We start from the raw sequence: 26752 nt of genomic DNA on the forward strand, positions 1-26752 counted from the left end.
CAGCTCGGAGCAGCAATGCCGCACACGACAACGCCTCATTCACCGGAACTGAGCAAAGGTCCCGAGCGACCTCGCTGACCGGCTGGATTCGCCCGAGATGGCCGAGATCTTCCAATTCCATCGCGAAATCATCGTCAGCGGTGACGACGCGCTGTCCAAGACGATCGCCGAGGAGCTCAGGGGAGCGGGTGCGCGAATCATCAGGATCAACACCGCGGCCGACCTGCTGGGTGCCGGGGTGCATCGGGCGCGGGCAGTGGTCTGCGCCGGCCCAAATGATGCAGTGAATCTCGAGATCGCTTTGCTGGCAAGGGAATACAGCCCGAACGTCCGCGTGGTAGCTCGTCTGGCCAACGACGTGCTCCGCGAAGCGGTGACCGCCGTGAATGGCCCTGGCGCAATCCTCGACGTCGCGGATCTCGCGACACCGTCGATCGTCGAGGCGGTCCTGTCGCGCAACGCGCACCAGTTCGGCACGGCCGGAATCGAGTTCGTCGTTTGGGGGTCGGAAGCGCCTTACGACGGGACGCTGCGCGAGATCTACGCCGACCTGGCGCCCGTGGCGGTGGTCCACGGCAAGAACTCGCCGGCCCCCGGCGAAGTAGTGCCATGCCCCGGCCGGGACCTGCGGGTCTACACCGGGGACTGGACGTCGATGATCGGCGCCAAGGACGAGTTGGAAGCGCGGGGGATCATCCTGCCCCCGGCGACGGCGACGCGTTCCCGGCACTCCCGGATGCGGCGCGTGGTCGATGCCGCGCGGGCCATGCGCGACGACGTCAACCCGATGCTCTTCCCCTCGCTGGCGTTCGCGCTGCTCCTGACGCTCGGCGCGACGGCCGTGGTGCGGTTTGGCTACCAGCACCCGAGGATGTCGTGGATCGACGCGCTGTACTTCGCCTCCGAAACGGTCACCACGGTCGGCTACGGCGACTTCAGCTTCGCGCAGCAATCCACGTTTCTTCGCCTGTTCGCCGTCGCCGTGATGTTCGGCGGCGTCATCATTACGGCGCTGCCCGTCGCGTTCCTCGCGGACCTGTTGCTGTCGCGCCGGTTCGTCCAGACGGCCGGGCTGCGGCGGGCTCGCCACATGCGCGACCACGTCGTCGTCGTCGGGCTCGGTTCCGTCGGCATCCGCGTGGTGAGCGATCTCGTGGCCGCCGGCTACGACGTCCTGGTGATCGAGCAGGACGAGAACAACCGCTTCCTGCCGACCGCGGCGGAGCTCGACGTGCCGGTGATCTTCGGTGACTCGACGATGCGGCAGACGCTGGAGTCCGCCCGGGTCGATCGGGCCCGCGGGGTGGCGGTGGTGACCCATGACGACATGGAAAACATCGAAACCGGCATCGTTTTGTCGGAGATCTTGGGCTCGGACACCAAGGTGCCGATCGTCATGCGCGTGCAGGGTCGTGCGCTGGGCGCCGCGGTGAACGCGCGCTTCGGCTTCGAGAACGTGCGGTCGATCGTGGACCTGGCGGCACCCTGGTTCATCGGCGCGGCGATGGGCTTGCAGGTGTTGGGGACGTTCTGGGTGGGGCAGCGCTCCTTCATGGTCGGCGGAATGGTGGTGGCGGCGGGCAGCGAACTCGATGGGCTGCGGATGGTGGAGCTGTCCACCCAGACGCGCGTCATCGCCATCACCCGTCCGGAGGGGCCGATACGCCTGCGCCCTCGCCGCGACGCCCGGCTGGAAGCCGGTGACACCGTCTACCTGATCGGTCCCTACCGGGAGCTGATCGCGACGCTGCGCAAGGGCCAGCCGCCCGCGATGACGACGATCGGCGGTGAGCGCGCGGCGACCTTGGCGGCGGCCCGTTCGCAGCACGGGCGGGTGGCACGCCCGCCGCGATGGGCGCAGGACGCCGAGGTCTGACGCGGGTCCGAGTCGCAAGCAACATGCCGATGGCCTGAGCCCCACGGCCTTCGCGACGGCGGTTGCCCGGCTATCGCCATACCACCTGCCTGGTGGGGGCGGACCGGCTGACCGCCTGCATCGCCCCAATCCTCAACCGCGGGTTAGTCCTTCAACCATCGGGCTCGTGGACCTTTTGTGGGGCCGAACCGCGCGCCCAGCGGCATAAGATCTGCCGCATCAGCTGGAGGCGCGGAAGCACGCCGGGAGCGGTTCTATGCGCCGCCGTCCTGGCTCGCGCGCCCGCGGCGGGAGCCGATCCCGGTTCCCCGTGCTACAACCAGGCAAGCAAGCCATCGATATTTAGGTGTATCAGCACCACGTGCAGTTCCCCTCCCGGCACCGATTGGCAAGCGTACTGGGAGAAAGAGCTCGGCAACGTCACCAAGAGCGGCCTCATGCCGATGGTGGACTCGCCGCCGGACTTCATCGCCGGCTGCCAGGACGAGGGCCGTGCCCTGACGGGTTCGCCCTGGGTGCCCGACTCAGACGTCGTAGTACATTGCGAATTCGTATGGGGTGGGCCGGAGGTTGAAGGGCGCGATCTCGTAGTCCCGCTTGTAATTGATCCAGGTGGCGATCAGGTCGGGGGTGAAAACGCCTCCCTCGGTGAGGTATTCGTGATCCTCTTCGAGGCGGTCGATCACCGCGGACAGCTGCGTGGGCGCCTGGGGGATGTCGGCTGCCTCCTCGGGCGGTAACTCGTATAGGTCCTTGTCGATGGGCGGGGGCGGCTCGATCTTGTGCTTGATGCCGTCCAGGCCGGCCATCAGCATGGCCGCGAACGACAGGTAGGGGTTGCCCGACGAGTCGGGACAACGGAATTCGAGCCGCTTGGCCTTCGGGTTGCGGCCGGTGATCGGGATGCGCACGCAGGCCGAGCGGTTGCGCTGGCTGTAGACGAGGTTGATCGGAGCCTCATAGCCCGGGACCAAACGTTTGTAGGAGTTCACGGTCGGATTGGTGAAGGCCAGCAACGAGGGGGCGTGGTAGAGCAGACCGCCGATGTAGTGGCGGGCGATGTCCGACAGGCCGGCGTAACCCGTCTCGTCATACATCAGTGGGACGCCGTCCTTCCACAGCGACTGGTGGCAGTGCATGCCCGAACCATTGTCGCCGAACAGCGGCTTGGGCATGAACGTGACCGTTTTGCCTGCCCGCCAAGCTGTTTGCTTGACGATGTACTTGTACATCTGAAGATCGTCGGCGGCGTGCAACAGGGTATTGAACTTGTAGTTGATCTCGGCCTGGCCGCCGCTGCCCACTTCGTGGTGGCCCTTCTCCAGGGAGAATCCGGCGTTGGTCAGGTGGGTGAGGATCTCGTCGCGCAGGTCGACGTAGTGGTCGGTGGGGGCGACGGGGAAATATCCGCCCTTGGGACGGACCTTGTAGCCGAGGTTGGGGCTGCCGTCGGGTTCGGTCGCCTCGCCGGTGTTCCACCACCCGGATGTGGCGTCGACCTTGTAGAAGGAACCGTTGATGGTGGAGTCGAAGCTCACCGAGTCGAAGATGTAGAACTCGGCCTCGGGCCCGAAGTAGGCGGTGTCCGCCATGCCGGAGCTGATGAGATAGTTCTCCGCCTTGCGGGCGACGTTGCGCGGGTCGCGCGAGTACAGCTCGAGGGTGAACGGGTCGTGCACGAAGAAGTTCACGTTCAGCGTCTTGGCGGCGCGGAACGGGTCGATGGTCGCGGTCTCCGCGTCGGGGAGGAGCAGCATGTCGGACTCGTGGATCGACTGAAACCCGCGAATCGAGGAGCCGTCGAACGCCAGGCCCTCTTCGAACACGTCCTCGTCGAAGACGTAGATCGGAATCGTGAAGTGCTGCATGGTGCCGGGGAGGTCGCAGAACCGGACGTCGACGTACTCGACGCCCTCGTCCCTGGCGAGTTTGAAAATGTCGTCGGGCGTCTTTTCGGACACGGCATGCTCCTTTGCGTGGTCCGCCGCGGGCTGACGGTGACAGCGGAACCGTCGTGCGCGGCGCCCTCTCATTGATGCACGCCGCGGCGCTCTCCGCATCCGGGCGCGGACCACTGTGGCCGCGCAGCCGTCGAAGCCGAGCGCAAACCGGTTGACCTACCGCGCTTTCCGGAGATCCTCGAGTGAGTTCTTGAGCCCGCCGTCCATTCGGATCTGCACCGCCGCGACCGCGAACATCACGGCCGCGGTCACCAGATGCACCACCGCGTCGGTGGTGTTGTTGGGGAAGGTGAAGACGTAGGCGACCTGGTGGGAGAAGAAGGCCCAAATGCCCGGCAGCGCACCGGCTATGGCGGCGAGGAGCAGATAAAGCACCGCCCAGGACTTCCGCGCCGCGAGCACCAGGCCCGGGGCGAACAAAGCCAGGCCCGCGACGGCGTGCCAGCCGTTGTAGTCCATTCCGAGCAGCTGGACGGTCGGCGCGTTGGGCCCCGTCGCGAAGCTGGGTTCGATGATGAGGCCGATCACCGCCTGAATGACGTGGAAGACGCAAATGATCAGCAGCCCGATCTGGGCGAAACTCCATCTCACAGTGCACCCCCTTGTGCATGAATGAGTTCGATACTACGCGCGGTAGTAGACCTCGGCCAACGGTCGGCGGGGCGGTCAGTTCCGGCCGGGAAGCTTCATGACGGTGCGCACGATCGGCAAGAGCGACTTCTGCCAGAGGCTGGACGGGATGCCAAGGGGCGGGTCGAGGTTGAACACCCGGGCCGCGGCTATGGTTTGCGATTCGGTGTACTTCAGCAACCCCTCCGGGCCATGCCTGCGGCCCACACCGGAGGCGCCCATCCCGCCCATCGGCGCGCTGAGGCTGCCCCAGGCGAACGCGTAACCCTCGTTGACATTGACCGTCCCCGACCGCAGCCGGGCCGCGATCTGCTGGCCCTCCGCGGTGGAGCCGGCCCACACGCTGGCGTTGAGGCCGTATTCGGTGTCGTTGGACTTCTCTACCGCTTCGTCCACGTCGGCGACGGGGTAGATCGAGACCAGGGGGCCGAACGTCTCGTTGGCCGCGCACTCCATCTCGGGCGTCACGTCGGTGAGGACCGTGGGCTCATAGAACAGTGGCCCGACGTCGGGCCGCGCTTTGCCGCCGGCAATTACCTTGGCGCCCTTTGCTTTCGCATCGTTCACATGTTCGGTCACCGTCTCCAGCTGGCTCGCCGAGATCAGGCTGCCCATGTCGACCGAGAAGTCATACGAGGTGCCCAGCTTCATGTTCCGCACCGCGGCGCCGAACTTGCCGATGAACTCGTCGGCGATGTCCTTTTCGACGTAGATCCGCTCGATGGAGATGCAGAGCTGACCCGCATTCGAGAAGCACGCGCGGGTGGCCGCCTTCGCGGCCTTGTCGAGGTTGGCGCCGCGGGTGACGATCATGGCGTTCTTGCCGCCGAGTTCGGCCGAGAAGCCGATCAGCCGCCGGCCCGCATGCTCGGCGAGCTGCCTGCCGGTGGCCGTCGAGCCGGTGAACATCAGGTAGTCGCAGTTGTCGATGATGGCGGTGCCGACGACCGAGCCGGGTCCGGGCACTATCGCATAGAGCGCTCGCGGCAGGCCGGCTTGGTAGAGCAGCTCGGCGCACGCGAGGGCGCAGTACGGGGTCTGGCTGTCCGGCTTGAGCACCACCGCGTTGCCCGCCAACAGGGCCGGCACCGAGTCGGACGCCGTCAACGTCATCGGGTAGTTCCACGGCGAGATCACCCCGACCACGCCCTTGGGCTGGTAGCCAACCGTGGTCTTGCCGATCGCCGGAAGCAGCGCCTGCACCGTGCGCGGCTTCAGCAAGTCGGCGGAGACGCGAACGTAGTAGTTCGCGTTCGCCATCAGATCGACGATTTCCTCTTGCGCCGCCCATCTGGCCTTGCCCGCTTCGGCCTGCAGCAGGTCCATCAGGAAGTCACGGTTGGCGATGACCAGGTCGCGGTAGCGGCGGATCACCTCGATGCGGTCGGCGACGGGGCGGCTCGCCCACTCTGCCTGGGCCGCGCGGGCTTCGGCGAACGCGGCCTGGACGTCGGCAGCGGTGCCGATGGGGATTGTGGTCAACGGCCTACCGGTGAAGACCTCGTCGATCGTCTTGGTGTCGCGCGCGGCGACTTCTTTGATCGCGGCCAGCTGACGCAGGCGGTCGAAGACCTCGGCTGACGGTGCAGGCATTATTGTTCCCTCCGGAAGAAGCGCTCGCGCCCGAAAAGACCAGCCTATAGCTGTCGCGAGAGACGCCCGGAAATCGTTGTCGGTCCGCTACTGGGGCCTTACCCGCGGCGCGCTTTGCGGCGCGAGCGGGTCGCCACGCCGCCAGTGTGATTGTCGCCATCAGTCGCGTCGGCGACGGCGGGATCGCGTTGCCGCTGGGCGGCCCGCAAGATCGAGCAGGCGGTCAAAAATGCCGGCTTGTCTCGGTCGGCGGTCTCGATCGGCAGGTTCGCGGCGCTGCGCAGCAACATGACGGCGAGCGCGCTATACGTTGCGTACGGGATGATCAGCAGGTTGGCGACGCCGTTAGTGCCGCCGATGGTCATGACGTGCTGGCGCTTCTGTTCCCATCCAGGCCAGTTGAAGTCTGGTGGTCGTTGGAGCGGCGGCCAATTGACGTTGATGGAGCTGATGTCGCCGAGCATCGGGGTCAACACCGTCACGAGCTGGGGCAGTTCGTTGGTGATGCGATCCACGCGGGGCCACCAGGCTCCGTCGATGTCGCGACCAAGCTCACGGGCCACCGAGAGGCGGACGGGGCTGGGCAGACCCCGACTTCCGAGCGAGCGGGTCATTGAGGGTATCGCCGCGGCCGTGGGATGCGGCGGACGAGCGTGGGGGCGGGCTTGTCAGGGGCAAAAGCCGGATCGTCCGGTCGCTGCGCGCTGACTGGAGGGGACCAGTCCATGAAACGTTCCTTCGTGCTCGGCGTCGTTCTCCCCACAGTCATGGGGCGGACGGAGGAATCGCATTGCCCGGGGGTGTCATCCGCGCCATGAGCGGCCGACCACAGCTGACAACGAAACGGCTCAGCTGTGACGGTACGCCACCGTGGGCTTCGTCGGCCCAAAGAGGCGGGCCAAACGAGCGATTGCGGGGCGACGACCGTTGCCGGCGGGCGCCATCGTCGGCTGCGCCCTCATCGCTTGCGTGGATTTGCGGCGTCCGGTTGGGCGCCGGATGAAAGGCGGCCGCTACCTGGAAAACGGCCCCGGCGCAATGTCTTTCGGCGTGACGTAGATGAAGCGCGACTTAACCTGCGGTGACAATGCGCGGCGGCTGCGCAAACTCGTCGGCGATCCAGGCGTTTTGTGGGTAGGGTAGCGGAAACAATGCGAGGATGGGTACATGGCAATACAGAACTGGCGTGACGCACCCGAGATCCATCCGTCACAGGTGCGGGTCGGCGACATCATCGGTACGCTGCGTCCCACCGAACTGCGCCTAGAGGTGAAGCTGATCAGCGGCCCACAGACGACGCCGCGGCAATGGACGTTCTTCACCCGCGACGACAATGGTCATCAACGGACTAATACGTTCGGCGAGGAAGAGCGGGTCCGCCGGTACGCCAAGGCATCCTGAGGGCGCCTTTCCTCAAAGGCCTTGCAAAATAGGCGATTAGAGGATTTTCCGTCGGTCGGCCTGCCCCGTCATTCCGCGGGCGTCGGGCTCATGCTCGCGATGAAGAAGGTTTCGTGTCCGGTGGGGTAGCCGCCGCCGTCGGTCGCGATGTGAACGTGGTCGTAGTGGTTGGCGGTTTCGTTGCCGTAGTCGGCGGTCCAGCTTCCGGACGTGGGTCCCGGATAGATCTTCTGCCGCCAGATCACGTGATTGATTCCCCACCGTTTGGCATTCGCCAGGGCATACCCGGCAATCTGATCGCCGAGCTCGATGCCTGCAGGGGTGCCGTGGTTCGGGATCATCACATCGATCGCCAACCCCTTGGGATGCCACGGCAACGGATCCTGCCGGTACCCGTAAATGGTGGTGATTTGCGGGAACAGAACGCTGATCGCGCGCGCCGCCCAGATGGTCTTGACCTGCAACCCCTGCTCCGACGCGACGCCGGCGGGTAGCGCCAGCTGGAACTGCTGTGCGGCGGCGGGCGCATTGCCGGCCAACTGGTTCACCTCGGCCGGGCTGGCGATGGGCACCGGACTGGCCCGCGGCGGTGCCATTTGGGACGAGACCGCCGGGGGCGGAGCCGCCGCGACCGCCGGGGGCGGAGCCGCCGCGACCGCCGGAGACGGCGTCGTGTTCGCGATGCGGCCTGGATGCTCTGTGGTCTGGGCGTAGAGCATGGCGGCAGATACCACGACCGAGGCCGCCGCCGCCAACCAGCGGCCCCGGCCGTCGGCTAACACCTCCCGGCCCACGAGCAGCAGCTTAACGGCCTGAGCGACCGGTGTGGCAATCTTCAGGCATTCCTTAGCTTTATTGCGTCGGACCAAGGGCGAGGGCGATCAGCCGGTCGCCGATGCGTCACGGTCCATCCGAACAAGGAGTCAGGGTATGAGCAAACATTCGATCGGCATTCTCGGCTTTTCGCACGTCTGCATCGCGGTCTCCGACGCGGAAGCGTCGCTGCGGTTCTATCGCGACGTACTCGGCCTCGATGTCTTCTTCGACGTCGAATTGGAAGGTCCGCCAATGGAAGTCGTGACGGGGGAGCCCGGAGCCCGCGGTCGGATGATCGGCGGGATGCTGGCCGGCATCGTGGTCGAGCTTCTCCAATTCACGCACCGCGGTCTGAGACCGCACACCGAGAACATGCTCGGCTACACGAACATGTCGCTGAGCGTCCGCGATATCGACGCGGCCCTGGCCGCCATCCTGGCCGCGGGGCTGCGGCCCGAACAGGAACCCGTGGAGATCGGTGGCGTTCGCATGTTCTTCGTCCGCGACCCCGACGGCACCCCCATCGAGTTCGTGTCGTACCCGAACGGGGAGAAGAGGTCGGCCGAGCTGTGGGGGTACACAGGCTGACTTGCGCCAATCCCGATCAGGCGCTCGGCCTCTTAAAAGAACGGATTGCTGTTCGACTGCCACTCGGCCGACTTCGGCCGCTCCCCGTAGCGCCGAATGTAATCGTCGTGCATCTTCGCGTCTTTCTCCCGCCGGACCACATCGACCAGGTTGGGATCCAACCCGTGCTGGGCAAGACGATGCCGGCGCCACACCTTGTTCATTGCGAGCGATATCAGCAGCGCCCAGATGTAGATGGGCACCGTCATCTCCGTGTGCACGTATAGCGATGCGGGCAGCAGCCAGAACGGCGCGAGGACGATGAACGGGGGGATTGCCGCCATGAGCATGAAGCGGCGGACCGCTCCCTTGCCGGCCAGGTCGTGCGCAACCCAGTCGCGCATGCTGTCCGGGAGACGTCGAAAGCCGTACACGTACAGCACGTACTGCCGCACATTCGGTCGTGTGCTTGCCATTGCGGTTCCTCGGGATCGATTTCTGAATCCATTTACCCATGACCGCCGCGATCACCCAATGGCCAATGGTCACCGATGCAGCGTGCCGACTGTATCCGCGGTCAACAGTCCTTCCTCGGCGCGTTCGACGCCCGGCGCCGTCCCGGCACAGCTTGTGGCGAACACACCGGTCACGGGACTCACCGTCTCCCCCTGGTGAGCAACGACCGCACAGGCGTACGCCGTTGCAGTCGATCGGGAGGAAGATCTTGCGCCTGAGCGGCGAAGGTGCCACGCACTCTTAAGCGCGGCACCACCCCCGCACAGCTACTACACAACAAACAAAGCTTTTCTATGAATAGTTCGCCTAGGTGCTGCCCGGCAAATGTCCTCCCGCTGGGGGAATGGCCAATATCACCACCGCGACCGCCGACACACGGCCGATACAGGAAAGGACCGGATCGATGAAGCGACCACCGTCCCCGCGGGCCTCGCGGCGAATCGGGGCGATCGCCGCCGCGCTGACCATATTCCCCGCGCCGTTACTGTCGGCCGAAGCCGGGGCGTCACAGTCCGCGCCCCCGGCGCCGACAGCTCCGCCGCACACGCAGACCCCGCCGGCGTCCCCGGCTCAACACCCGCAAGCCCCGGTGCAACCGGCCCCGGCGCAGTCGCCGGCCCCCGCCATCCCCCCGTCAACCCAGGCGCCACCGCCCAAGTCGACCACCTCGGCGGCCACCGCCGCTCCCGCCACACGCACCGGCGAGGCACCTGCGACGACGAGCGTCGCCAGGCCGACGATGACCGGCCCGGCTGTGTCCGCGGCGCCGCCGGCCAACCATTCGCCATTGGCGACGACCACCGCCCCCGCGGTCCCGACCAGCAGCGCCGCGCCAGGCGGCCAAAGTGCCACTACCGTCGCGGGCGGCCAGAAGGCCGTGGTCAGCGGCTCGACCACCGCCTCCGTCCCCGTGGCCACCGCCCCCGAAGGCATCCCCGCCGCCCACGCGGCGGTGGAAGCGGCCAAGGTCGCGCCCGCCGCGGCGATCGACGCGGCCAATCCGCCGCCGCTGCGCGGCGACACCGACTTCAGCGGACAGGTGCAAGCGGCCGTGCGGATCAACGCCGACCATGACGACGAGGCCTATCGGCCGCGGCACTGGGATTACGTCGATTACGACGAGTACCACCGGCCCAGCTTCTACAACCCGACTGCCACGGACATGAGCTTCCGGTACTTCTATGGCGGCGACTACCGCACGGTGTTCGTTCCGGCGGGCGGTCGAATCGTGCTCAACATCGAGACGCCCGGCGTGTTCCCCTTCACGGCGGTCGCCGGCGCCTACGTGACGGTCGGCAGCTTCGACGGCGGCGCCTGGCTGCCGCCCGCGGGCTGGATCGGGCCGCCACCCGTTGACTGGGTGCCGTGGCAGCCGGTGACGTACACCGGAGTCCCGGTCGACTTCGCGAACGCCGGCCAGAACGTCCTGGTGGACCGGGTCACCATGGTCGGGCACGACGACAGCCTCCCGGCGGGACAGCAGGACGTCTTCATGCTCAACGATTCGACGCTGGCGCGCGGCGAGGTGACCCCGGGCCCCGCGGGCGCTCCGCCCCAGGTCACGCTGCAGCAGACGCAGCCCCTGCCCGGCGTGGGTCCATGGGACAACGGGCAGCAGTACGTCAACACGGCGGTGCAGAAGCCGCCGCTTCCGTCGGGCAACCACGTGGCCTGGGTCGTCGGCGGTCTCGCCGCGGTGCTCGCCCTGCTCGGCGCGATGGCGGCGTGGATCTGGCGGCATCCGCGCGGCGAACACGCGTTCGCCAGTGCGCCCACGGAGCTTCTCGATCAGCAACCGCCGGATGACTGGATCCCGTCCGGTGGGCCGATCGATATAGGCGCCCAGGCCACCGAATTGCGGCCGGTCGCGTCGGGAGGCTGAGTCGACGCCGTCAGGTCACTGGGTTACCGGCAACGGCGGCAGGAGCCAGATCACGGAGGGATCGATGGTCCCCTTGTACTGCGGGCAGTAGGCCGCCACCGATACGCCCATGAAGAAGCCGGCCTGCTTCGGCGAGAGGTTGGCGTCCTTCCTTACCTTCATCGCCAAGAAGCTTGACGTCTGACCCCTGTCGAGCGAGCCGCAGATGGAGTGGGCCATGCCGATCGCGCTGTCGCGGTCGGAGATCGGTATGCCTTCCTTGGCCAGGGCCCCGATGAACGCGTCATCCATGGGATCGGCTGCGGCCGGTGCCGCGAATAGTGTTGCGGCAGCGGAGACGAGGACCGCGCAGACCGCCGCGGACCACTTCCCGCGCGGGACGATCGAGTGGCTCATGCTTTCCTTCTCGGGCCGATCCGCTTCGAGTCAAGACCGGCTGAGATGAACATTAGCCGAAGTCGGCTTACCCTTCTCGCCGAGCGCGACCACGGGCAGCAATGGATGTGACGACAACGACCGTTGTCCAGCCTCGACGGGCGCCGCCGGAGTGCGTAACCGCTGCTAGCGTCTGTCTTGCCCTGGCTGTCGACCGATCGCCACCAGCGAAACGGGTCGAACGTTCTGACGCATGGGCGGCACCCATGGAAGAGGACCATGCAACCTGCTGGATTTTTGTCGCGTGAAAGAATTGTCGCCGACGCCGGCTGGAATCGATGGCTGGTTCCGCCAGCCGCGCTTTCGATCCATCTGGCGATCGGCAGCGTCTACTCCTGGAGTGTCTTCAAGCTTCCGCTGCACGAAACATTGCATGCCTCAGGCGTTTTGAGCGCCCTGCCGTTCACGTTGGGCATCGTGATGCTGGGGATGTCGGCGGCCGTCTTCGGGACGGCGGTCGAGCGACGGGGCCCGCGCTGGGCGATGCTGGTCGCGACCGCGTGCTTCAGCGGGGGACTCCTGGTCGCGGCGGGTGCGGCGGCGATCGGCCAGATGTGGCTGATCATCGTCGGTTACGGCGTGATCGGCGGCATCGGCCTCGGGATCGGTTACATATCACCGGTTTCCACGTTGATGAAGTGGTTCCCGGACCGGCCCGGCATGGCCACCGGCTTTGCGATCATGGGGTTCGGCGGGGGCGCGCTCATCGCCTCGCCATGGTCGTCGCAGCTGATGAAGTGGTTCGGCACCGGACGCCAGGGGCTGGCCGCCACCTTTCTCACGATGGGTGCGGTTTACGCCGTATTCATGACCATGGGCATCCTCCTGGTGCGTCTCCCACCTGCGGGATGGGAGCCGCGCCTCGCCCAGGGCGCCGCGACGAAGAGGGCACCGCGCCCGGCGGGCCCGGACCGCACGGCCAACGAGGCGATCAAGACGCCGCAGTTCTGGTTGCTGTGGGTCGTGTTGTGCTTCAACGTCACCGCCGGGATCGGCATCCTCGAACGCGCGGCGCCGATCTACCGGGATTACTTCCCGCGCGGCGGATCGGCGGCCGCGCTGACGGCCGCGGCGGCCGGATTCGTCGCCATGTTGTCGCTGGCGAATTCGTTGGGCCGCATCGTGTGGTCCTCAGCGTCGGACGCGATGGGACGCAAGAACATGTACCGGCTCTATCTGGGGCTCGGCGCGGTGCTCTACCTGGGACTGATCCTGGCCCAGGGCGCGAGCAAGCCGCTGTTCCTGGTGACCTGCATCTTGCTGCTGTCGTTCTACGGGGGCGGGTTCGCCACGGCGCCGGCCTACCTGCGCGACCTCTTCGGATACCGCGAAGTGGGAGCCATCCACGGCCGGTTGTTGACCGCCTGGTCGGTCGCCGGCGTCCTCGGGCCGATCATCGTGAACGCGATCGCCGACAACCGCATTGCCGCCGGAGCGGTGGGGCCCGACCGGTACCGATGGTCGTTCATGGTGATGGTGGTCCTGCTGCTCATCGGGCTGGCGTGCAACGAGGCGATTCGGACTCCGCGCTCGTCCCGGTCCGTCGCGGCCGAGACGGGCGGGCGCGAGCCCGCGACGATGACGTCCGGTCGTCCTGTAGAGGAGATGCAATGACCGAGCACTCGGTTCGGGCGGCAGCGCCGCGCAACACGGCACTGGGCCTCATCAGCTGGTTGTGGGTGGGCGTGCCCTTCGCGTACGGACTGTACGAGCTGGTGGTGAAGATCCCCGCCCTCTTCACCCACTGAGCTGACCGTGCGGGCCGAGCGCCCGGGGCGGACTCCGCCGCCTGGCGGCCACGAGGCAAGTCCACGCGCCCGCGGGTAGGGTTGACAAGCGTGTGTGGAGTGACCGGTGAGGTGAGACTCGACGGCCAGGTCCCCGACCTCGCGGCGGTAGCAGCCATGGCCGATGTGATGGCGCGGCGGGGTCCGGACGCGGCGGGCGCCTGGTCACAGGGGCGAGTCGCCCTCGGCCACCGTCGGCTGAAGATCATCGATCTCTCCGAGGCCGGTGCCCAGCCGATGGTCGACGCCGAACTCGGCCTGACGATCGCCTGGAACGGTTGCATCTACAACTACCAGGAGCTCATGCGCGAGCTGGTCGGGCATGGCTACCGGTTCTTCTCGCACAGCGACACCGAGGTGCTGCTCAAGGCCTACCACCACTGGGGCGACGACTTCGTCACGCACCTGCACGGCATGTTCGCGTTCGCGATCGTCGAACGCGACAGCGGCCGCGTGCTGCTCGGCCGGGACCGGCTCGGCATCAAGCCCCTCTACGTGACCGAGGACAGTCACCGGGTCCGCTTCGCGTCGGCGTTGCCGGCCCTGCTGGCCGGTGGCGGCGTGGACACCCGGATCGACCCGGTGGCGCTGCACCACTACATGACGTTCCACTCCGTGGTCCCGGCCCCGCTGACCATCCTGCGGGGGGTCCGCAAGGTTCCGCCGGGTTCGCTGCTCGCCATCGGGCCCGACGGCCGGCGCACCAGCCGCACCTACTGGGCGCCCGACTTCAGCCGCCACGACGACCGCGCCGACTGGTCGGAAGCCGACTGGGAAGATGCGGTGCTCGATGCCCTTCGGGTCGCGGTGAAGCGCCGGCTCGTTGCCGACGTTCCGGTCGGCTGCCTGCTGTCCGGCGGGGTCGACTCCAGCCTGATCGTCGGACTGCTGGCCGAGGCGGGCCAGCAGGGCCTGATGACGTTCTCGATCGGCTTCGAGTCCGCCGGTGGCGTCGAGGGCGACGAGTTCCGCTGGTCCGACATCATCGCCAAACGCTTCGGCACGGACCACCACCAGATTCGCATCGGCACCGAACGGATGCTGCCGGCCCTCGACGGCGCGATCGGCGCGATGAGCGAGCCGATGGTCAGCCATGACTGCGTGGCCTTCTACCTGCTCAGCCAGGAAGTCGCGCGTCACGTGAAGGTCGTGCAGTCGGGCCAGGGCGCCGACGAGGTGTTCGCCGGCTACCACTGGTACCCCCCGATGGGCTCGCCGGCTGCCGCCACCCTCGACGGCGCGGTGGCCCAGTACCGCGCCGCGTTCTTCGACCGCGACGCGGAGGCCGTCGCGGCGATGCTCGCCCCGGGTGAAGTCGCGCCGGGCGACCCCAGCGAGCGCTTCGTGACCGAGCACTTCGCACGCGCCGGCGCCGAGACCGGCATCGACCGGGCGCTGCGGCTGGATACGACGGTGATGTTGGTAGACGATCCCGTAAAGCGGGTAGACAACATGACCATGGCGTGGGGATTGGAGGGTAGGGTGCCGTTCCTCGACCACGAGTTGGTCGAGCTGGCTGCCACCTGCCCGCCGGAGCTGAAGATTGCGCACGAGGGCAAGGGTGTCCTCAAACAGGCTGCGCGCCGGGTGATTCCGTCCGAGGTCATCGACCGGCCGAAGGGCTACTTCCCCGTTCCGGCGCTGACCCACCTCGAGGGTCCCTACCTGGACATGGTGCGCGACGCGCTCTACGCGCCCGTCGCGAAGGAGCGCGGCCTGTTCCAGAGCGGCGCGGTCGACGCCCTGCTCGCCGACCCCAACGGCCGGCTCACCCCCCTGCGCGGTAACGAGCTGTGGCAGATCGCCCTGCTGGAGCTCTGGTTGCAACGTCACGGTGTCACGGGGCCGGCGGCATGACCGCCGTCGACCCGGGGGAGGATCACACCGAAGCGATCACCCTGGGTCTGCACGACGCCTCGCCGCCGCACTTGGTAGACGCGATGGCCAAGGATGTCGAGCTCGAAATGGGCTGGGGCCGGCTGATTTTCGGACAGACCTTTGCGGATGCTCACAGGCTCGCCGAGACGCTGCGGAAGGAAGCGCCCGGACGGCGGGACATCTGCATCTACGCCCGCGAGTCGCACGTGGTGGTCGCCGGATCGCCGAACGAGCTGTTCATCGACCCCAGCCACACCTACCGGCTGCGCTTCACCGACGACCAGCGGGAAGAGCCGGCGCAAGCGCCGCCCGGCGTGACGGTGCGCACCCTCAACGATCCATCCGATGCCGACGCGATGAACCGCGTCTTCGTCCGGTGTGGCATGGTACCGGCGCCGGTGGACGCGATCTGGAACAACCACCTGCACCAGGAGGCGGTGACCTACCTGCTCGCGGTGCGCGACGACGACGGCGCGGTGGTGGGGACGGTAACCGGGGTGGACCACGAGTTGCTGTTCTCCGATCCGGAGCACGGGTCGAGCCTGTGGACGTTGGCGGTCGATCCGGCCGCCGGGATCCCCGGCATCGGCGAGGCGCTCACCCGGGCGACCGCCGAACACTTCCGCAATGCGGGCCGCGCCTACCTGGATCTGTCCGTGGCGCACGACAATGCGGCCGCCATCAGGCTGTACGAGAAGCTCGGCTTCCGGCGGGTCCCGGTGCTGGCGATCAAGCGGAAGAACGCGATCAACGAGCCGCTGTTCAGTCCGCCGCCGGAGACGGTCGACGACCTCAACCCCTACGCGCGGATCATCGCCGACGAGGCGCTGCGCCGCGGCATTTGGGTGGAGGTCCTCGACGCGGAAACCGGTGAGATGCGGCTCACCCACGGCGGCCGCAGCGTGATCACCCGGGAATCGCTGTCCGAGTTCACCTCCGCGGTCGCGATGTGCCGCTGCGACGACAAGCGGCTGACCCGGCGCCTGGTCGCCGACGCCGGCATCAAGGTGCCGCGCGCCCGGCTGGCGACTTTCGATGACGAGGACTACGCCTTCCTCAAGGAGGTCGGCGAGGTCGTCGTCAAACCCACCCGGGGGGAGCAGGGCAAGGGCATCACCGTGGGCGTCACCGCCGAACACGGGCCCGACGAACTCACCGCAGCCCTCGCACGGGCCCGTGAGCAATCTCGGGAGGTGCTGATCGAGGAGCGGGTGACCGGTAACGATCTGCGGCTGGTCGTCATCGACGGCCGGGTCGTCGCCGCCGCGCTGCGGCTCCCGCCGGAAGTCATCGGCACGGGCGAGCACACCGTGCGGGACTTGATCGTCGCCGAGAGCCGGCGGCGTTCGGCGGCCACCGGCGGCGAGTCCCGCATCCCGCTCGACGAGGTGACCGAGGCGACCGTCGTCGAAGCCGGCTGGCAGCTGGATGACGTTCTGCCGCAAGGGACCCGGCTGTGCGTTCGCCGCACCGCGAACCTGCATCAGGGCGGCACCATTCATGACGTCACCGCGCAGGTGAATCAGGAACTCTGCCGGGTCGCGGTGACGGCGGCCGAGGCGATCGGCATTCCCGTCACGGGCATCGACCTGCTCGTGCCCGACGTCACCGGCACCGAGTACGCCTTCATCGAAGCCAACGAGCGTCCGGGCCTGGCCAACCACGAACCACAGCCCACGGCCGCGGCGTTCATCGACTTCCTGTTTCCCGGGCAGCCCGGCCAGCCGCTGGCCTGGACGCCCGAGGAGTCGCGCCCCTAAACGGGCATCACCGCGACGAAGCCAGACCACGAGACCGCAACGCCAGCATGGAGTTCCAGGCGGCGCATAGCAACGGGCCCCAGAAATTCAGGCACGGCGTCGTGGTGAGAAGCTCATCTACGGAAAGGCTTTGGACGCCTGGACTGGTCGTCGTATCGACCGTATCGGTCCTCAAGGCTCGGTTGGGTCAGGACGACGGTTGCCGCGCGGTGCGCGGCCACGGGGCGAGCTCCTCGAGCTGTGCGGCCACCGTCAAGAGGCGGGATTCACCGCCCGGCGGGGCGACGATTTGCACGCCGACGGGCAGGCCCGATTCGTGCCGTCCCGCAGGAATGGACATTGCGGGGAAGCCCGCCAGGTCCCACGGCCCCAGATAGTCCGTGAGGCGGACCGACGGAATCGCGTTGGCAAGCCAGCCCCTCGTCCGCCAGCAGATGGCCTGCGGCGGCATCGTGGCGAGCATGGGCGTGACGAGCACGTCGTACGTCCCGAAAAACTCGAGGGCCCGCGCCACCCATTTCCGTCGACCGCCGTTACGCACCAGACCCAGCCGGCGCACCGTCGCGGCGGCGGCCAGGTGCCGGGCGGTGCGCACTTCGATGTGCCGCCAGTCGAGCTCCGGGTCCGTCTCGCCCGGACCTGCGAGCCACCGCGTGAAGAGCGCGCCCGCAAGGGTGCCGTACCGGGGGTGCGCCTCGTCGACTCGGTGACCCGTCGAGGCCAGCAGCTGGGCGGTCCGCGTCGCCGCGGCGGTGAACGCTTTCGGGACCGGGCCCACGCCGGTCGGAAGTTTGGTCGATACGGCGATGCGCAGGGGTGCGGGCTGGCGAATATTCGCGAGATCCGGGTGCCGCGCCAGCACCGACAACAGGAGCGCCGCGTCCGCCACGGTGGTTGCGAGCGGGCCGTGGGTGTAGAGACCGGACCACTGCCAAGAATCCGAAGCGGGCACCGTGCCGATCCCGGGTGTGATGCCGACCAGGCCGCAGATCGCGGCGGGGGACCGGACGGATCCGAACGCGTCCGTGCCGTGCGCGATCGGGACGAAGCCCGCGGCCACGGCGGCGGCGCTGCCACCGGACGAGCCGCCCGCCGTGAAGGACGGCGCCCAGGGGTTGCGGACGACCGAGCCCGCCGTGTCGGTCATCGGCCAGAGGCACAGTTCGGGCACCCGGGTGAGGCCGACGATCACCGCGCCCGCTGCGCGCAGGCGCGCGGTGACGTCGCTGTCGGACTGGAAGGGCGGCGCCGATGCCTTCCCGGAACCCCAGACCGGGTGCTCGCCGGCGACCGCCGTCACGTCCTTGACCGCGATCGGCACCCCGGCGAGCGGGAGTTTTGCGCGGTTGGGAATCGTCCGCAGCGCCGCCGCCTCGGCGAAGGCCTCGAACTCCCGCACGCGGCGGAATGCGCCGAAGGTGTTGCCGGCCGACCCGATCCGGCACAACGTCTCCTGGGTCGGCACGACGGGGTCGAGTGTCCCGGCCCGGACCGCGGCCGCGATCTCGGTAGCCGTCATCGCGTCGAGGGCGGCGTCCTCGGGATAATCCGCTTTCATCTCTTCTTCCGTTCGGCCGTGCCGATAGCCGGCTCGGCGACGCGAGGTGAACCGTGCGTTCGCGTGCCCGATGCGTACCACTGTGGCAAACGACTTCCTGGTGCGCTTGTCCATGCGCGCACTATGGTTGGCCGGTCGCGCACGGCGAATGCCTTCCGGATGCTCCGTTAGCCTGGCAGTCGGCTCGGAGAGGCAATGTGCCGCGCGGCCGCTTGCGATATGCCTCGACGGGGTAAAAGCCTGTGCAGCAGAACGGAGCCTGATGAGCGCGAGCGCACAAACCGGAACCATCACCACCCACGTCCCGGCACGGCTGGACCGGCTGCCCTGGGCGGGGTTCCACTGGCGCGTGGTCATCGGGCTCGGCGGCGTGTGGATCCTCGACGGGCTCGAGGTCACGATGGTCGGCAACGTGTCGTCGCGCCTCACCGAGAAGGGCAGCGGCATCAACCTCGACCCTGCGCAGATCGGCGTGGCGGCCGCGTTCTACATCGCCGGGGCGTGCCTGGGCGCGCTGTTCTTCGGCCACCTGACGGACCGGTTCGGGCGGCGCAACCTGTTCATGCTGACCCTCGCGCTGTACCTGGTCGCCACGGTCGCCACCGCGTTCGCATTCGCCCCCTGGTATTTCTTCATCGCGCGCTTCTTCACCGGCGCGGGAATCGGCGGAGAATACGCGGCCATCAACTCGGCGATCGACGAGCTGATCCCGGCCCGGGTGCGCGGACGCGTCGACCTGGTGATCAACGGCACGTATTGGCTGGGCTCGGCCGCCGGGGCGGCCGGCGCGCTCGTGCTGCTCGACACCTCGAAGTTCCCGGCCGACATCGGCTGGCGCCTGGCGTTCGGCATCGGCGCCATCTTCGGCATCTTCGTCCTGCTCGTCCGGCGCAACGTCCCCGAAAGCCCGCGGTGGCTGTTCATCCACGGGCGCAACGACGAGGCCGAACAGATCGTCGGCGAGATCGAAGGGCAGGTCGAGCGCGACACCGGCCGTCCGCTGCCCGAGCCGGGCGGCCACCCCCTCAAGATCCGCCAGCGGCACTCAATCTCGTTTCGGGAGATCGCCACGGTGGCGTTCACGATGTATCCGCGCCGCGCGGTCCTCGGGCTGGCGCTGTTCATCGGGCAGGCTTTCCTCTACAACGGCGTGACGTTCAACCTCGGCACGCTGCTGACCGGCTTCTACGGGGTGCCCTCGGGGAAGGTGCCGGTGTTCTTCATCGTGTGGGCGCTCAGCAATTTCATGGGCCCCTTGGCGCTGGGGCATCTGTTCGACACCGTCGGGCGCAAACCGATGATCACGCTGTCCTACCTCGGTTCGGCCGCCGTGGCCGTGGTGCTCGGCATCATGTTCTTGAACCAGACCGGCGGCGTCTGGGCGTTCATCGGCGTCCTGGCGGTGACCTTCTTCCTCGCCTCCGCCGGCGCGAGCGCCGCGTATCTGACCGTCAGCGAGATCTTCCCGATGGAGACCCGGGCTTTGGCCATCGCGTTCTTCTACGCGGTGGGCACCGCGATCGGCGGCATCACCGGTCCGCTGCTGTTCGGGCAGCTGATCAATTCCGGTCAGCGCGGCCAGGTGGTCTGGTCGTTCCTCATCGGGGCGGTGGTGATGGCCGTCGCCGGCCTGATCGAGCTCTGGCTCGGCATCGCGGCCGAACAGCGCCCGCTGGAAGACCTCGCGCTGCCGTTGACGGTGGCCGACGCGCACGACAGTGCCGCCCACGACGCGGAGGCGTCGGGCGCCGCCGGTGGCGGCGACCGCGGCCTCAGCGATTGACCGACCGTCTCGCGTTCGCAACCAACGCGGACCTATCTTTGACACCGGTGTAACAAGTTCGGCATCGAACCTTCCTACTGTAGGGCGGTCCATCTTCCGTACCGGGAACACGGACCTCCCAGCGATAGGAACTCCATTGAGCGGCAACGCAGTCCGCCTCCAGGCGATCAACAACGTCGAGGCATACATCCCACCGGCCATCAGTTTCGTACCGGGCGAAGCCCCGGGCGAGGTATTCGGCTCCAACGTGTTCACCAAAGCCGAGATGCAGGCGCGGCTGCCGAAGTCGGTGTTCAAGTCCGTCGTCGCGACCATCGAGAAGGGCGTCAAGCTCGATCCCGCGGTCGCCGACACGGTCGCGGTGGCGATGAAGGACTGGGCGCTGGAGAAGGGCGCGACGCACTACGCGCACGTGTTCTACCCGATGACGGGGCTGACCGCCGAGAAGCACGACAGCTTCCTCGAGCCGGTGTCCGACGGCCAGACGCTGGCCGAGTTCGCCGGCAAGACGCTCATCCAGGGCGAGCCCGACGCTTCCAGCTTCCCGTCGGGCGGGCTGCGCAGCACCTTCGAGGCGCGCGGCTACACCGGCTGGGACGTCACCAGCCCCGCGTACATCCTGGACAACCCGAACGGCAAGACGCTGTGCATTCCCACCGTGTTCGTGTCGATGACCGGTGAGGCGCTGGACTACAAGACGCCTCTGCTGCGCAGCCAGCAGGCGATGGGCACGCACGCCGAGCGGATCCTGCGGCTGTTCGGCCACACCGAACTCAACAAGGTCGTGTCGTTCTGCGGCCCCGAGCAGGAGTACTTCCTGATCGACCGGCACTTCTTCCTCGCGCGCCCCGACCTGATCAACGCCGGCCGCACGCTGTTCGGCGCGAAGCCGCCCAAGGGGCAGGAGTTCGACGACCATTACTTCGGTGCGGTGCCCGAACGCGTGCTGGGCTTCATGATGGACACCGAGCGGGAGCTGTTCAAGCTCGGCATCCCGGCAAAGACCCGGCACAACGAGGTTGCGCCAGGCCAGTTCGAGGTGGCGCCCATGTTCGAGCGGGCCAACATCTCCTCCGACCACCAGCAACTGCTGATGACGGTGTTCAAAGGGGTGGCCAAGAAGCACGGCATGGAGTGCCTGTTCCATGAAAAGCCGTTCGCCGGCGTCAACGGGTCGGGCAAGCACGTCAACTTCTCGATGGGCAACTCCGAACTGGGCTCGCTGCTGGTTCCGGGCGACACCCCCCACGAGAACGCCCAGTTCCTGGTGTTCTGCGCCGCGGTGATCCGCGCCGTGCACAAGTTCGCCGGCCTCCTGCGGGTGTCGGTGGCGTCGGCCACCAATGACCACCGGCTGGGCGCCAATGAGGCGCCGCCGGCGATCATCTCGATCTTCCTCGGCGAACAGCTCGCCGACGTCTTCGAGCAGATCGCCAAGGGCGCGGCCACGTCCTCAAAGGGCAAGGGCACCATGATCATCGGTGTCGACACGCTGCCCCCGCTGCCGACCGACGCGGGCGACCGCAACCGCACCAGCCCGTTCGCGTTCACCGGCAACAGGTTCGAGTTCCGCGCGCCCGGCTCGGGGCAGACCGTGGCCGTGCCGATGATCGTCCTCAACACGATCATGGCGGATTCGTTCGACTACATGGCCACGATGCTCGAGCAGGCCGTGGAGGCAGGTGAGGACTTCGACGTGGCCGTGCAGAAGCTGCTGACCGACGTGATCACCGAACACGGCGCGGTGGTCTTCAACGGTGACGGCTACTCGGACAACTGGCAGATCGAGGCGGCCGAGCGGGGCCTGCCCAACCTCAAGACGACGCTGGACGCCATCCCCGAGCTGATCAAGCCCGAGGCGGTCGAGCTGTTCGCGAAATACGGCGTGTTCAACGAACGCGAACTGCACAGCCGCTACGAGGTCCGGCTGGAGCAGTACGCGCTGACCATCGGCGTGGAGGCCAAGCTGGCGCTCGAGCTCGGCACGACGGTGATCCTGCCGGCGGCGCTGCGCTACCAGACCGAGCTTGCGCAGAACGTCGCGACCCTCAAGGCCGCTGGTCTGGAGCCCAGCATGGCTGCGCTGGAAGCGGTTTCGGCTCCTATCACCGATCTCGAAGCGGGCCTGTCGGCGCTGAAGGCGGCGCTGTCGGACCACTCCGCCGAGTCGGCGCTCGACGAGGCCAAGCACGCCCAGGATGCGCTGCTGCCGGCCATGGCAGCGGTGCGCACCGCCGCGGATGCGCTGGAAAGCGTTGTGGCCGACGACCTGTGGCCGCTGCCTACCTACCAGGAGATGCTCTACATCCTCTAAAGACGCGGGCCCCCTTCGGGCTGTGGGCCAGGTGTTCGCGGGCTACCGCGTCCTGCGTGTGCTCGGCTCGGGCGGCATGGGCCAGGTCTGTCTCGCGGCGCACCCGCGGTTGCCGCGTGAGGACTGTCGCATCCCCATATCGTGCGCGTCCACGGCCGCGGCGTATTCGAGGATCTCGATGGACTACGTGGCCCGCACCGACGCCGGGCGGGTGCTGCGCGAGCATTGCCCGGACGGGATGCCGATCGTCGGCGATTGGCGCTCGAACCGCGACCGTATCGGCAACTTCGGCGAACGCAAGCGGCACCGAGGCGCAAGCGCCGCCCCAATGTTCAGCCGACCAGCTTGGTGAGCCAGGTCGCGTCCTGGTAGTTCACCGCGGACGTGCCGTCCCACACGAACGGCGTCGCATTGGCGTTGAGTCCGGACAGCGTCGTATACCCGTTGGCCGCCTTCGCCTTGGCGGTGCCGACGTCGTCCCCGGACTTGATGCAGGTGATCACGCCGGGGTCAACACCGACGGTCTTGGCCAGTTGGGCCAGCTCGCCGTCGGTGCGATCCTCCGCGGCGCCCTCCTGCGGCTGGAAGCTGCTCGCGAACAGGCCGGAGTAGAAGCCGGCGTACAATTTCGGATCATTCTGCGCCGCAACGCAATACGAGGCCGCCACCGCCCTCGTCGAATAGGTCTTGCTGTGCGACTTGTCATCGAGGAAGTCCAGCAGGTGATAGCGCACGGCGAGCTTCTTGTTGTTCACGGCCGTGTCGATGTCCGCGGAGTTCGACCGGATGAAACTCCCACACGGCGGGCAGATGGGTTCGTTGAAGATGTCGATGGTGGTGGACGCCGCCGAGCTGCCGACATACACGCCGTCATCGAGGACCCGCAGCGCGACGGCGTCCGGTGGCGGCGGGGGCGACGCGGGCGTCGTCTCGGCGGAGTCCGACTGCCACGGACGCACCAGGGCCAGGACCAGTCCCACGACGGCCACCATCGCGGTGGCGGCGATCCCCACCCACAGCCAGGGGCTGCGTCGGCGCGGTGGTGGCTGCCCCCACGGCGGCGGTCCGGCACTTCCCGCATCGCCGGTCGCCCAGCCGGTGGGGCCAGCCCACCCGGTCGGCTGGTGCGCCGGTACGCCGGAACCCAACGGCGGGGCGGGCCAGCTTTGGACCGACGGCGGAGCGTGCGCTGCCAGCGCGGGCGGCACGGCCGCAAAACCACCGGGCGGCTGGCCGGCGAGCGCGGCGGGCAGCCCGGCAACCTGGCTGCGCTGCAGGATGTCGGTGGCGCGGTCCTGGTCGGGGCTGGCTAATGCTGCGTACGCGGCCGCCGACAGGTCGCCGCAGGTGGCGTACCGGTCGGCGGGATCCTTCGCCATCCCGCGGGCGATCACCCCGTCGAAGGCTGCGGGGATGCTCGGGCGCGCGGCGCTGGGCCGCGGGATCGGTTCGTTGAGGTGCCCGCCCATCACGCTGAACTGATCACCGCTGTAGGGCGGCGACCCGGTCAGGCATTCGTAGAGCACACAGGCGAGTGCGTAGATGTCGGCCCGGTGACTGACCTCGGCCTCCCGGAACCGTTCGGGGGCCATGTACTTGACCGTGCCCACGGTCGTCCCGAATTGGGTGAGCTTCTCGTCCGAAGTGGCGCTGGCGATCCCGAAGTCGACGAGGTAGGCGAAGTCGTCCTTGCTCACCAGGATGTTCTCGGGCTTGACGTCCCTGTGTAGCACCCCGGCCGCGTGCGCGGCGTCGAGCGCGGAGCCAATCTGGCGGACGATGGCCACCGCCCGCGGCGGCGACAGCGGCCCGTAACGCTTGAGCGTGCCGGCCAGGTCTTTGCCGTCGATCAGCCGCATGTCCACGTAGAGCTGGCCGTCGATCTCGCCGAAGTCGTGGATCGGTACGACGTGCGGTTCGTGCAGCCGCCCCGCGGTGCGGGCCTCGCGCTGCATCCGCGAGCGGAACACCGGGTCGTTGGACAGGGTCGGCGACATCAGCTTCAGCGCGACGATGCGCTCCCGCACCGTGTCCTCGGCTTCGTAGACGTCGCCCATGCCGCCGCGTCCCACCAGCCGCCGCAGCAGATACGGCCCGAACTGCGAGCCTTCCCGCGGACCCGCGGTCGTGTCACCCATCGCCCGACTCCTCACCCCGCCGGCCGCGTGCCGCAAACCGATCGGAAGCGTCCTCGCCCTACCGGCCGGCGCGACGCCGGACGCGAGTACGTGGTGGCATGCCAGGCATAAGGCTAATGGTTACGGCGACCGGCGGGCATGGTGAATCGGGAAAGCCAGCTAATCCGGTCAGCGGGGGAGACGGGCTCCTCGGCGGGGCGAGCCGCTCAGCGGCGTTCCTCGTCACCGCTGCGGCGTTCGCCGAGCCCTTCACGCGACAGCGCCCTGACGAAGCCGTACGCCTGCATTCCGGCGGGGCCGGGATTCTTGACGATCCAGTCGTTGATCTTCGTCAGGGCGTTGGCCAGGTCGTCACGCCTGACCCGGATCAGGTAGGTCTTGCGGTCGTCTTGCGGGTCGTCGAGCGATTCGGCGACGGCCACCGGGTTCTTGAAGGCGTACGCAATTCCATGTACGGCATCGTTGTTCAGGGCCCAGTGCAGCTCGCCGGGCCGCAGCCGGTTCACCGCCAGGTTGCGGTATTCGTCCTCGCCGGTTGGATCGCTCACGTGGCCGATGGTCCTCCTGTGTGTGCGACAAGGGTGCGACGACGGACTGAAGGCACGGACTGGGCATGTCGCGCAGGCAATTCGATTAGGCGTCTCCCCAAACTCTCATCATAGGAAGCAGCCGGACTCGGTGCATGCCGAGCGGCGGGCGCGCTCAGCGCCGATACCGCAGAAACAGGTAGTCGTCGTGGGCCAGCACGTGCTCGAGCCGCATCGTGTGGGGCGCGGACAGCCGGGCCGGGTCCAACCGGCGCCCGACGGGCTGGCTCCCGGCCAGCTTGGGCGCGAGCGTCACGCAGATCTCGGCGATGGCGTCGGCCTCCACCAACTCGTCGAGGAGGGTGGGGCCGCCCTCGCACAGGATGCGGGGCATGCCCTGCGCGCGCAGCGACGCCACTGCGCCGGCCACGTCGACGGATTCCTCCCCGGCCACGAGGACCCGTCGGTCGTCGTCGAACCGGCGCCGCCCCGCCGCCGCGGCGCAGGTCACGAGGATCGGTGGTTGGTCCGGGTCAGTGAAGAGCCGGGCGGGAACCTCGCCGGTGCGGGTGACCACGGCGATCGGGGGCGGCGCGGGCCGACCCTCGGCACGCCGCCACGCGCGCTGCGCGTCGGTGAGCCACACCGGCCCGTAGTTCTCGGCGCGCGCGGTGCCGGCGCCGACCAGCACGACGTCGGCGAAACAGCGCAGCGTCCGCAGCAGCCGCTGGTCGGTGGGATCCGACAGCGGGCCGGCGCGACCGCCGAACGCGGCGGCGCCGTCGGCGCTGAAGATCATGTTGGCCCGCACCCCGTCCGGCGCGTCGGTGTAGAACTCCTCCAGTTCGGCGATGCCGTCGACGGCACCGACCTGGGTCGGCGGCACTGGTCAGGCCTCGTGGCCGGGTTGCAGGTGGTGCACGTCGCCGAAGGAGACCCATTCCCGCAGCTTCTCCGGTGGCTTGCCGTCGATCGGCGCGAGCAGGTGGCCGACGTGATCTCCGAGGGTGAAGCGGTCGACGATCTTGCCGGCGAACCACGCGGCCGCGTCGTCGAGGATGGGCAGGCCCTCGGGGCCGGCATGCCAGGAGCAGCGTTCGAACTTGTCGATCTTGTCGCTGGTCTGGCTGCCGAACAGCTCCACGACGTCGAGGTGGTCGCGCTCGAAGACGTGCACCGCGAGGTGATCGGCGTCGGCGGCCACGCGGAACGTGTGGTTGCGCTTGGACAAGCCCACCAGGAAGCGGGGCGGGTGGATGCTGGTCTGGCTGGCGAAGCCGACCAGACAGCCCGACGGGACGCCGTGGGACTGCGTGGTCACGACGAACAT

Annotated in this window: 24 protein-coding genes; 11 read left to right on the forward strand and 13 right to left on the reverse strand. The window is 68.0% G+C overall.

What is annotated here, in order from left to right; genetic code table 11:
- Window positions 1–97 precede the first annotated feature (97 nt).
- Window positions 98–1876: an NAD-binding protein gene (locus G6N56_RS02455; RefSeq protein WP_085256843.1), complete on the forward strand. Its 1779-nt coding sequence runs from the start codon at window positions 98–100 to the stop codon at window positions 1874–1876.
- A 524-nt stretch (window positions 1877–2400) separates the two neighbouring features.
- On the opposite strand, the gene glnA is transcribed toward G6N56_RS02455, so the two are convergent.
- The 4 genes from glnA to G6N56_RS02475 all read right to left on the reverse strand — a co-directional run bounded on the left by glnA (window position 2401) and on the right by G6N56_RS02475 (window position 6674).
- Window positions 2401–3837 carry a type I glutamate--ammonia ligase gene (gene glnA, locus G6N56_RS02460; RefSeq protein WP_085256842.1) on the reverse strand — a complete coding sequence of 479 codons (1437 nt, stop codon included), beginning with the start codon at window positions 3835–3837 and terminating at the stop codon, window positions 2401–2403.
- Window positions 3838–3993: 156 nt separating this feature from the next.
- Window positions 3994–4428, reverse strand: a complete 435-nt coding sequence (locus G6N56_RS02465) for a DUF4383 domain-containing protein (RefSeq protein WP_085256841.1) — start codon at window positions 4426–4428, stop codon at window positions 3994–3996.
- Between the two features lie 75 nt (window positions 4429–4503).
- Window positions 4504–6060 (reverse strand): succinic semialdehyde dehydrogenase, encoded by a 1557-nt coding sequence (locus tag G6N56_RS02470; protein WP_085256840.1) that lies wholly within the window; start codon window positions 6058–6060, stop codon window positions 4504–4506.
- Window positions 6061–6158: 98 nt separating this feature from the next.
- Entirely contained in the window at window positions 6159–6674 is a 516-nt protein-coding gene (locus tag G6N56_RS02475) for a DUF5994 family protein (protein WP_232069194.1), read from the reverse strand.
- A gap of 553 nt (window positions 6675–7227) precedes the next feature.
- Here G6N56_RS02475 and G6N56_RS02480 point away from each other — a divergent pair.
- A complete protein-coding gene (locus G6N56_RS02480) occupies window positions 7228–7461 on the forward strand; it encodes a hypothetical protein (RefSeq protein WP_085256839.1) in 234 nt (77 codons plus the stop codon).
- 68 nt (window positions 7462–7529) lie between these two features.
- Here the strand turns inward: G6N56_RS02480 and G6N56_RS02485 are convergent, their stop codons facing one another.
- Complete coding sequence (locus G6N56_RS02485) at window positions 7530–8255, reverse strand: VldE C-terminal domain-containing protein (protein ID WP_085256838.1); 726 nt, start codon at window positions 8253–8255, stop codon at window positions 7530–7532.
- Window positions 8256–8391: 136 nt separating this feature from the next.
- On the opposite strand from G6N56_RS02485, the gene G6N56_RS02490 reads away from it, so the two are divergent.
- Window positions 8392–8865, forward strand: a complete 474-nt coding sequence (locus G6N56_RS02490; protein ID WP_085256837.1) for a VOC family protein — start codon at window positions 8392–8394, stop codon at window positions 8863–8865.
- Between the two features lie 32 nt (window positions 8866–8897).
- Here G6N56_RS02490 and G6N56_RS02495 read toward each other — a convergent pair whose 3' ends face one another.
- Together G6N56_RS02495 and G6N56_RS02500 are read right to left on the reverse strand one after the other, a co-directional pair.
- Entirely contained in the window at window positions 8898–9320 is a 423-nt protein-coding gene (locus tag G6N56_RS02495) for a DUF5313 domain-containing protein (RefSeq protein ID WP_085256836.1), read from the reverse strand.
- Window positions 9321–9930: 610 nt separating this feature from the next.
- Window positions 9931–10278 (reverse strand): hypothetical protein, encoded by a 348-nt coding sequence (locus G6N56_RS02500; RefSeq protein ID WP_142280696.1) that lies wholly within the window; start codon window positions 10276–10278, stop codon window positions 9931–9933.
- Here G6N56_RS02500 and G6N56_RS02505 point away from each other — a divergent pair.
- The gene (locus G6N56_RS02505) at window positions 10271–11242 is read left to right on the forward strand and encodes a hypothetical protein (protein ID WP_142280695.1); all 972 of its coding nucleotides are present in this window, start codon (window positions 10271–10273) and stop codon (window positions 11240–11242) included. The genes G6N56_RS02500 and G6N56_RS02505 overlap by 8 nt on opposite strands.
- Window positions 11243–11257: 15 nt before the next feature.
- On the opposite strand, the gene G6N56_RS02510 is transcribed toward G6N56_RS02505, so the two are convergent.
- Window positions 11258–11638, reverse strand: coding sequence for a DUF732 domain-containing protein (locus G6N56_RS02510; protein ID WP_085256833.1), 381 nt, complete (start codon window positions 11636–11638; stop codon window positions 11258–11260).
- A gap of 258 nt (window positions 11639–11896) precedes the next feature.
- Here G6N56_RS02510 and G6N56_RS02515 point away from each other — a divergent pair, with 258 nt between their 5' ends.
- From G6N56_RS02515 to ngg, 4 genes are all read left to right on the forward strand, one after another.
- Complete coding sequence (locus G6N56_RS02515; RefSeq protein ID WP_085256832.1) at window positions 11897–13291, forward strand: OFA family MFS transporter; 1395 nt, start codon at window positions 11897–11899, stop codon at window positions 13289–13291.
- On the forward strand, window positions 13288–13425 hold the full coding sequence (locus G6N56_RS28385; RefSeq protein ID WP_169717535.1) for an MFS transporter small subunit: 138 nt from the start codon (window positions 13288–13290) through the stop codon (window positions 13423–13425). The genes G6N56_RS02515 and G6N56_RS28385 overlap by 4 nt, the downstream gene beginning before the upstream one ends.
- Before the next feature lie 90 nt (window positions 13426–13515).
- The gene (locus G6N56_RS02520) at window positions 13516–15321 is read left to right on the forward strand and encodes an N-acetylglutaminylglutamine amidotransferase (RefSeq protein ID WP_085256831.1); all 1806 of its coding nucleotides are present in this window, start codon (window positions 13516–13518) and stop codon (window positions 15319–15321) included.
- Window positions 15318–17102: an N-acetylglutaminylglutamine synthetase gene (gene ngg, locus G6N56_RS02525; protein ID WP_085256830.1), complete on the forward strand. Its 1785-nt coding sequence runs from the start codon at window positions 15318–15320 to the stop codon at window positions 17100–17102. Before G6N56_RS02520 ends, ngg begins: the two co-directional genes overlap by 4 nt.
- Window positions 17103–17289: 187 nt before the next feature.
- Here ngg and G6N56_RS02530 read toward each other — a convergent pair whose 3' ends face one another.
- Window positions 17290–18660, reverse strand: coding sequence for an amidase (locus G6N56_RS02530; protein WP_197746652.1), 1371 nt, complete (start codon window positions 18658–18660; stop codon window positions 17290–17292).
- 262 nt (window positions 18661–18922) lie between these two features.
- On the opposite strand from G6N56_RS02530, the gene G6N56_RS02535 reads away from it, so the two are divergent.
- The 3 genes from G6N56_RS02535 to G6N56_RS02545 all read left to right on the forward strand — a co-directional run bounded on the left by G6N56_RS02535 (window position 18923) and on the right by G6N56_RS02545 (window position 23109).
- Window positions 18923–20443 (forward strand): MFS transporter, encoded by a 1521-nt coding sequence (locus tag G6N56_RS02535; RefSeq protein ID WP_085256829.1) that lies wholly within the window; start codon window positions 18923–18925, stop codon window positions 20441–20443.
- Window positions 20444–20579: 136 nt separating this feature from the next.
- Window positions 20580–22757, forward strand: coding sequence for a glutamine synthetase III family protein (locus tag G6N56_RS02540; protein WP_085256828.1), 2178 nt, complete (start codon window positions 20580–20582; stop codon window positions 22755–22757).
- Between the two features lie 178 nt (window positions 22758–22935).
- Window positions 22936–23109 (forward strand): hypothetical protein, encoded by a 174-nt coding sequence (locus G6N56_RS02545; RefSeq protein WP_158090737.1) that lies wholly within the window; start codon window positions 22936–22938, stop codon window positions 23107–23109.
- Here G6N56_RS02545 and G6N56_RS02550 read toward each other — a convergent pair.
- From G6N56_RS02550 to G6N56_RS02565, 4 genes are all read right to left on the reverse strand, one after another.
- A complete protein-coding gene (locus tag G6N56_RS02550; protein ID WP_085256826.1) occupies window positions 23090–24895 on the reverse strand; it encodes a serine/threonine protein kinase PknE in 1806 nt (601 codons plus the stop codon). The two genes, G6N56_RS02545 and G6N56_RS02550, sit on opposite strands and share 20 nt — an antisense overlap.
- Window positions 24896–25101: 206 nt before the next feature.
- Window positions 25102–25401, reverse strand: a complete 300-nt coding sequence (locus G6N56_RS02555; RefSeq protein ID WP_085256920.1) for a hypothetical protein — start codon at window positions 25399–25401, stop codon at window positions 25102–25104.
- A gap of 196 nt (window positions 25402–25597) precedes the next feature.
- Window positions 25598–26308: a pyrimidine reductase family protein gene (locus G6N56_RS02560; protein WP_085256825.1), complete on the reverse strand. Its 711-nt coding sequence runs from the start codon at window positions 26306–26308 to the stop codon at window positions 25598–25600.
- A 3-nt stretch (window positions 26309–26311) separates the two neighbouring features.
- Window positions 26312–26752: a flavin reductase family protein gene (locus G6N56_RS02565; protein ID WP_408632681.1), complete on the reverse strand. Its 441-nt coding sequence runs from the start codon at window positions 26750–26752 to the stop codon at window positions 26312–26314.

Source organism: Mycobacterium saskatchewanense, assembly GCF_010729105.1.
GTDB classification, from domain to species: Bacteria; Actinomycetota; Actinomycetes; order Mycobacteriales; family Mycobacteriaceae; genus Mycobacterium; species Mycobacterium saskatchewanense.

What these genes read in the sequence shown, in the direction of transcription:
- G6N56_RS02455 (WP_085256843.1), top strand. Translation starts at nt 98, where the DNA reads ATGGCCGAGATCTTCCAATTCCATCGCGAAATCATCGTCAGCGGTGAC.
- G6N56_RS02470 (WP_085256840.1), bottom strand. Translation starts at nt 6,060, where the DNA reads ATGCCTGCACCGTCAGCCGAGGTCTTCGACCGCCTGCGTCAGCTGGCC.
- G6N56_RS02475 (WP_232069194.1), bottom strand. Translation starts at nt 6,674, where the DNA reads ATGACCCGCTCGCTCGGAAGTCGGGGTCTGCCCAGCCCCGTCCGCCTC.
- G6N56_RS02480 (WP_085256839.1), top strand. Translation starts at nt 7,228, where the DNA reads ATGGCAATACAGAACTGGCGTGACGCACCCGAGATCCATCCGTCACAG.
- G6N56_RS02490 (WP_085256837.1), top strand. Translation starts at nt 8,392, where the DNA reads ATGAGCAAACATTCGATCGGCATTCTCGGCTTTTCGCACGTCTGCATC.
- G6N56_RS02495 (WP_085256836.1), bottom strand. Translation starts at nt 9,320, where the DNA reads ATGGCAAGCACACGACCGAATGTGCGGCAGTACGTGCTGTACGTGTAC.
- G6N56_RS02510 (WP_085256833.1), bottom strand. Translation starts at nt 11,638, where the DNA reads ATGAGCCACTCGATCGTCCCGCGCGGGAAGTGGTCCGCGGCGGTCTGC.
- G6N56_RS02515 (WP_085256832.1), top strand. Translation starts at nt 11,897, where the DNA reads ATGCAACCTGCTGGATTTTTGTCGCGTGAAAGAATTGTCGCCGACGCC.
- G6N56_RS28385 (WP_169717535.1), top strand. Translation starts at nt 13,288, where the DNA reads ATGACCGAGCACTCGGTTCGGGCGGCAGCGCCGCGCAACACGGCACTG.
- ngg (WP_085256830.1), top strand. Translation starts at nt 15,318, where the DNA reads ATGACCGCCGTCGACCCGGGGGAGGATCACACCGAAGCGATCACCCTG.
- G6N56_RS02530 (WP_197746652.1), bottom strand. Translation starts at nt 18,660, where the DNA reads ATGAAAGCGGATTATCCCGAGGACGCCGCCCTCGACGCGATGACGGCT.
- G6N56_RS02535 (WP_085256829.1), top strand. Translation starts at nt 18,923, where the DNA reads ATGAGCGCGAGCGCACAAACCGGAACCATCACCACCCACGTCCCGGCA.
- G6N56_RS02545 (WP_158090737.1), top strand. Translation starts at nt 22,936, where the DNA reads ATGGACTACGTGGCCCGCACCGACGCCGGGCGGGTGCTGCGCGAGCAT.
- G6N56_RS02550 (WP_085256826.1), bottom strand. Translation starts at nt 24,895, where the DNA reads ATGGGTGACACGACCGCGGGTCCGCGGGAAGGCTCGCAGTTCGGGCCG.
- G6N56_RS02565 (WP_408632681.1), bottom strand. Translation starts at nt 26,752, where the DNA reads ATGTTCGTCGTGACCACGCAGTCCCACGGCGTCCCGTCGGGCTGTCTG.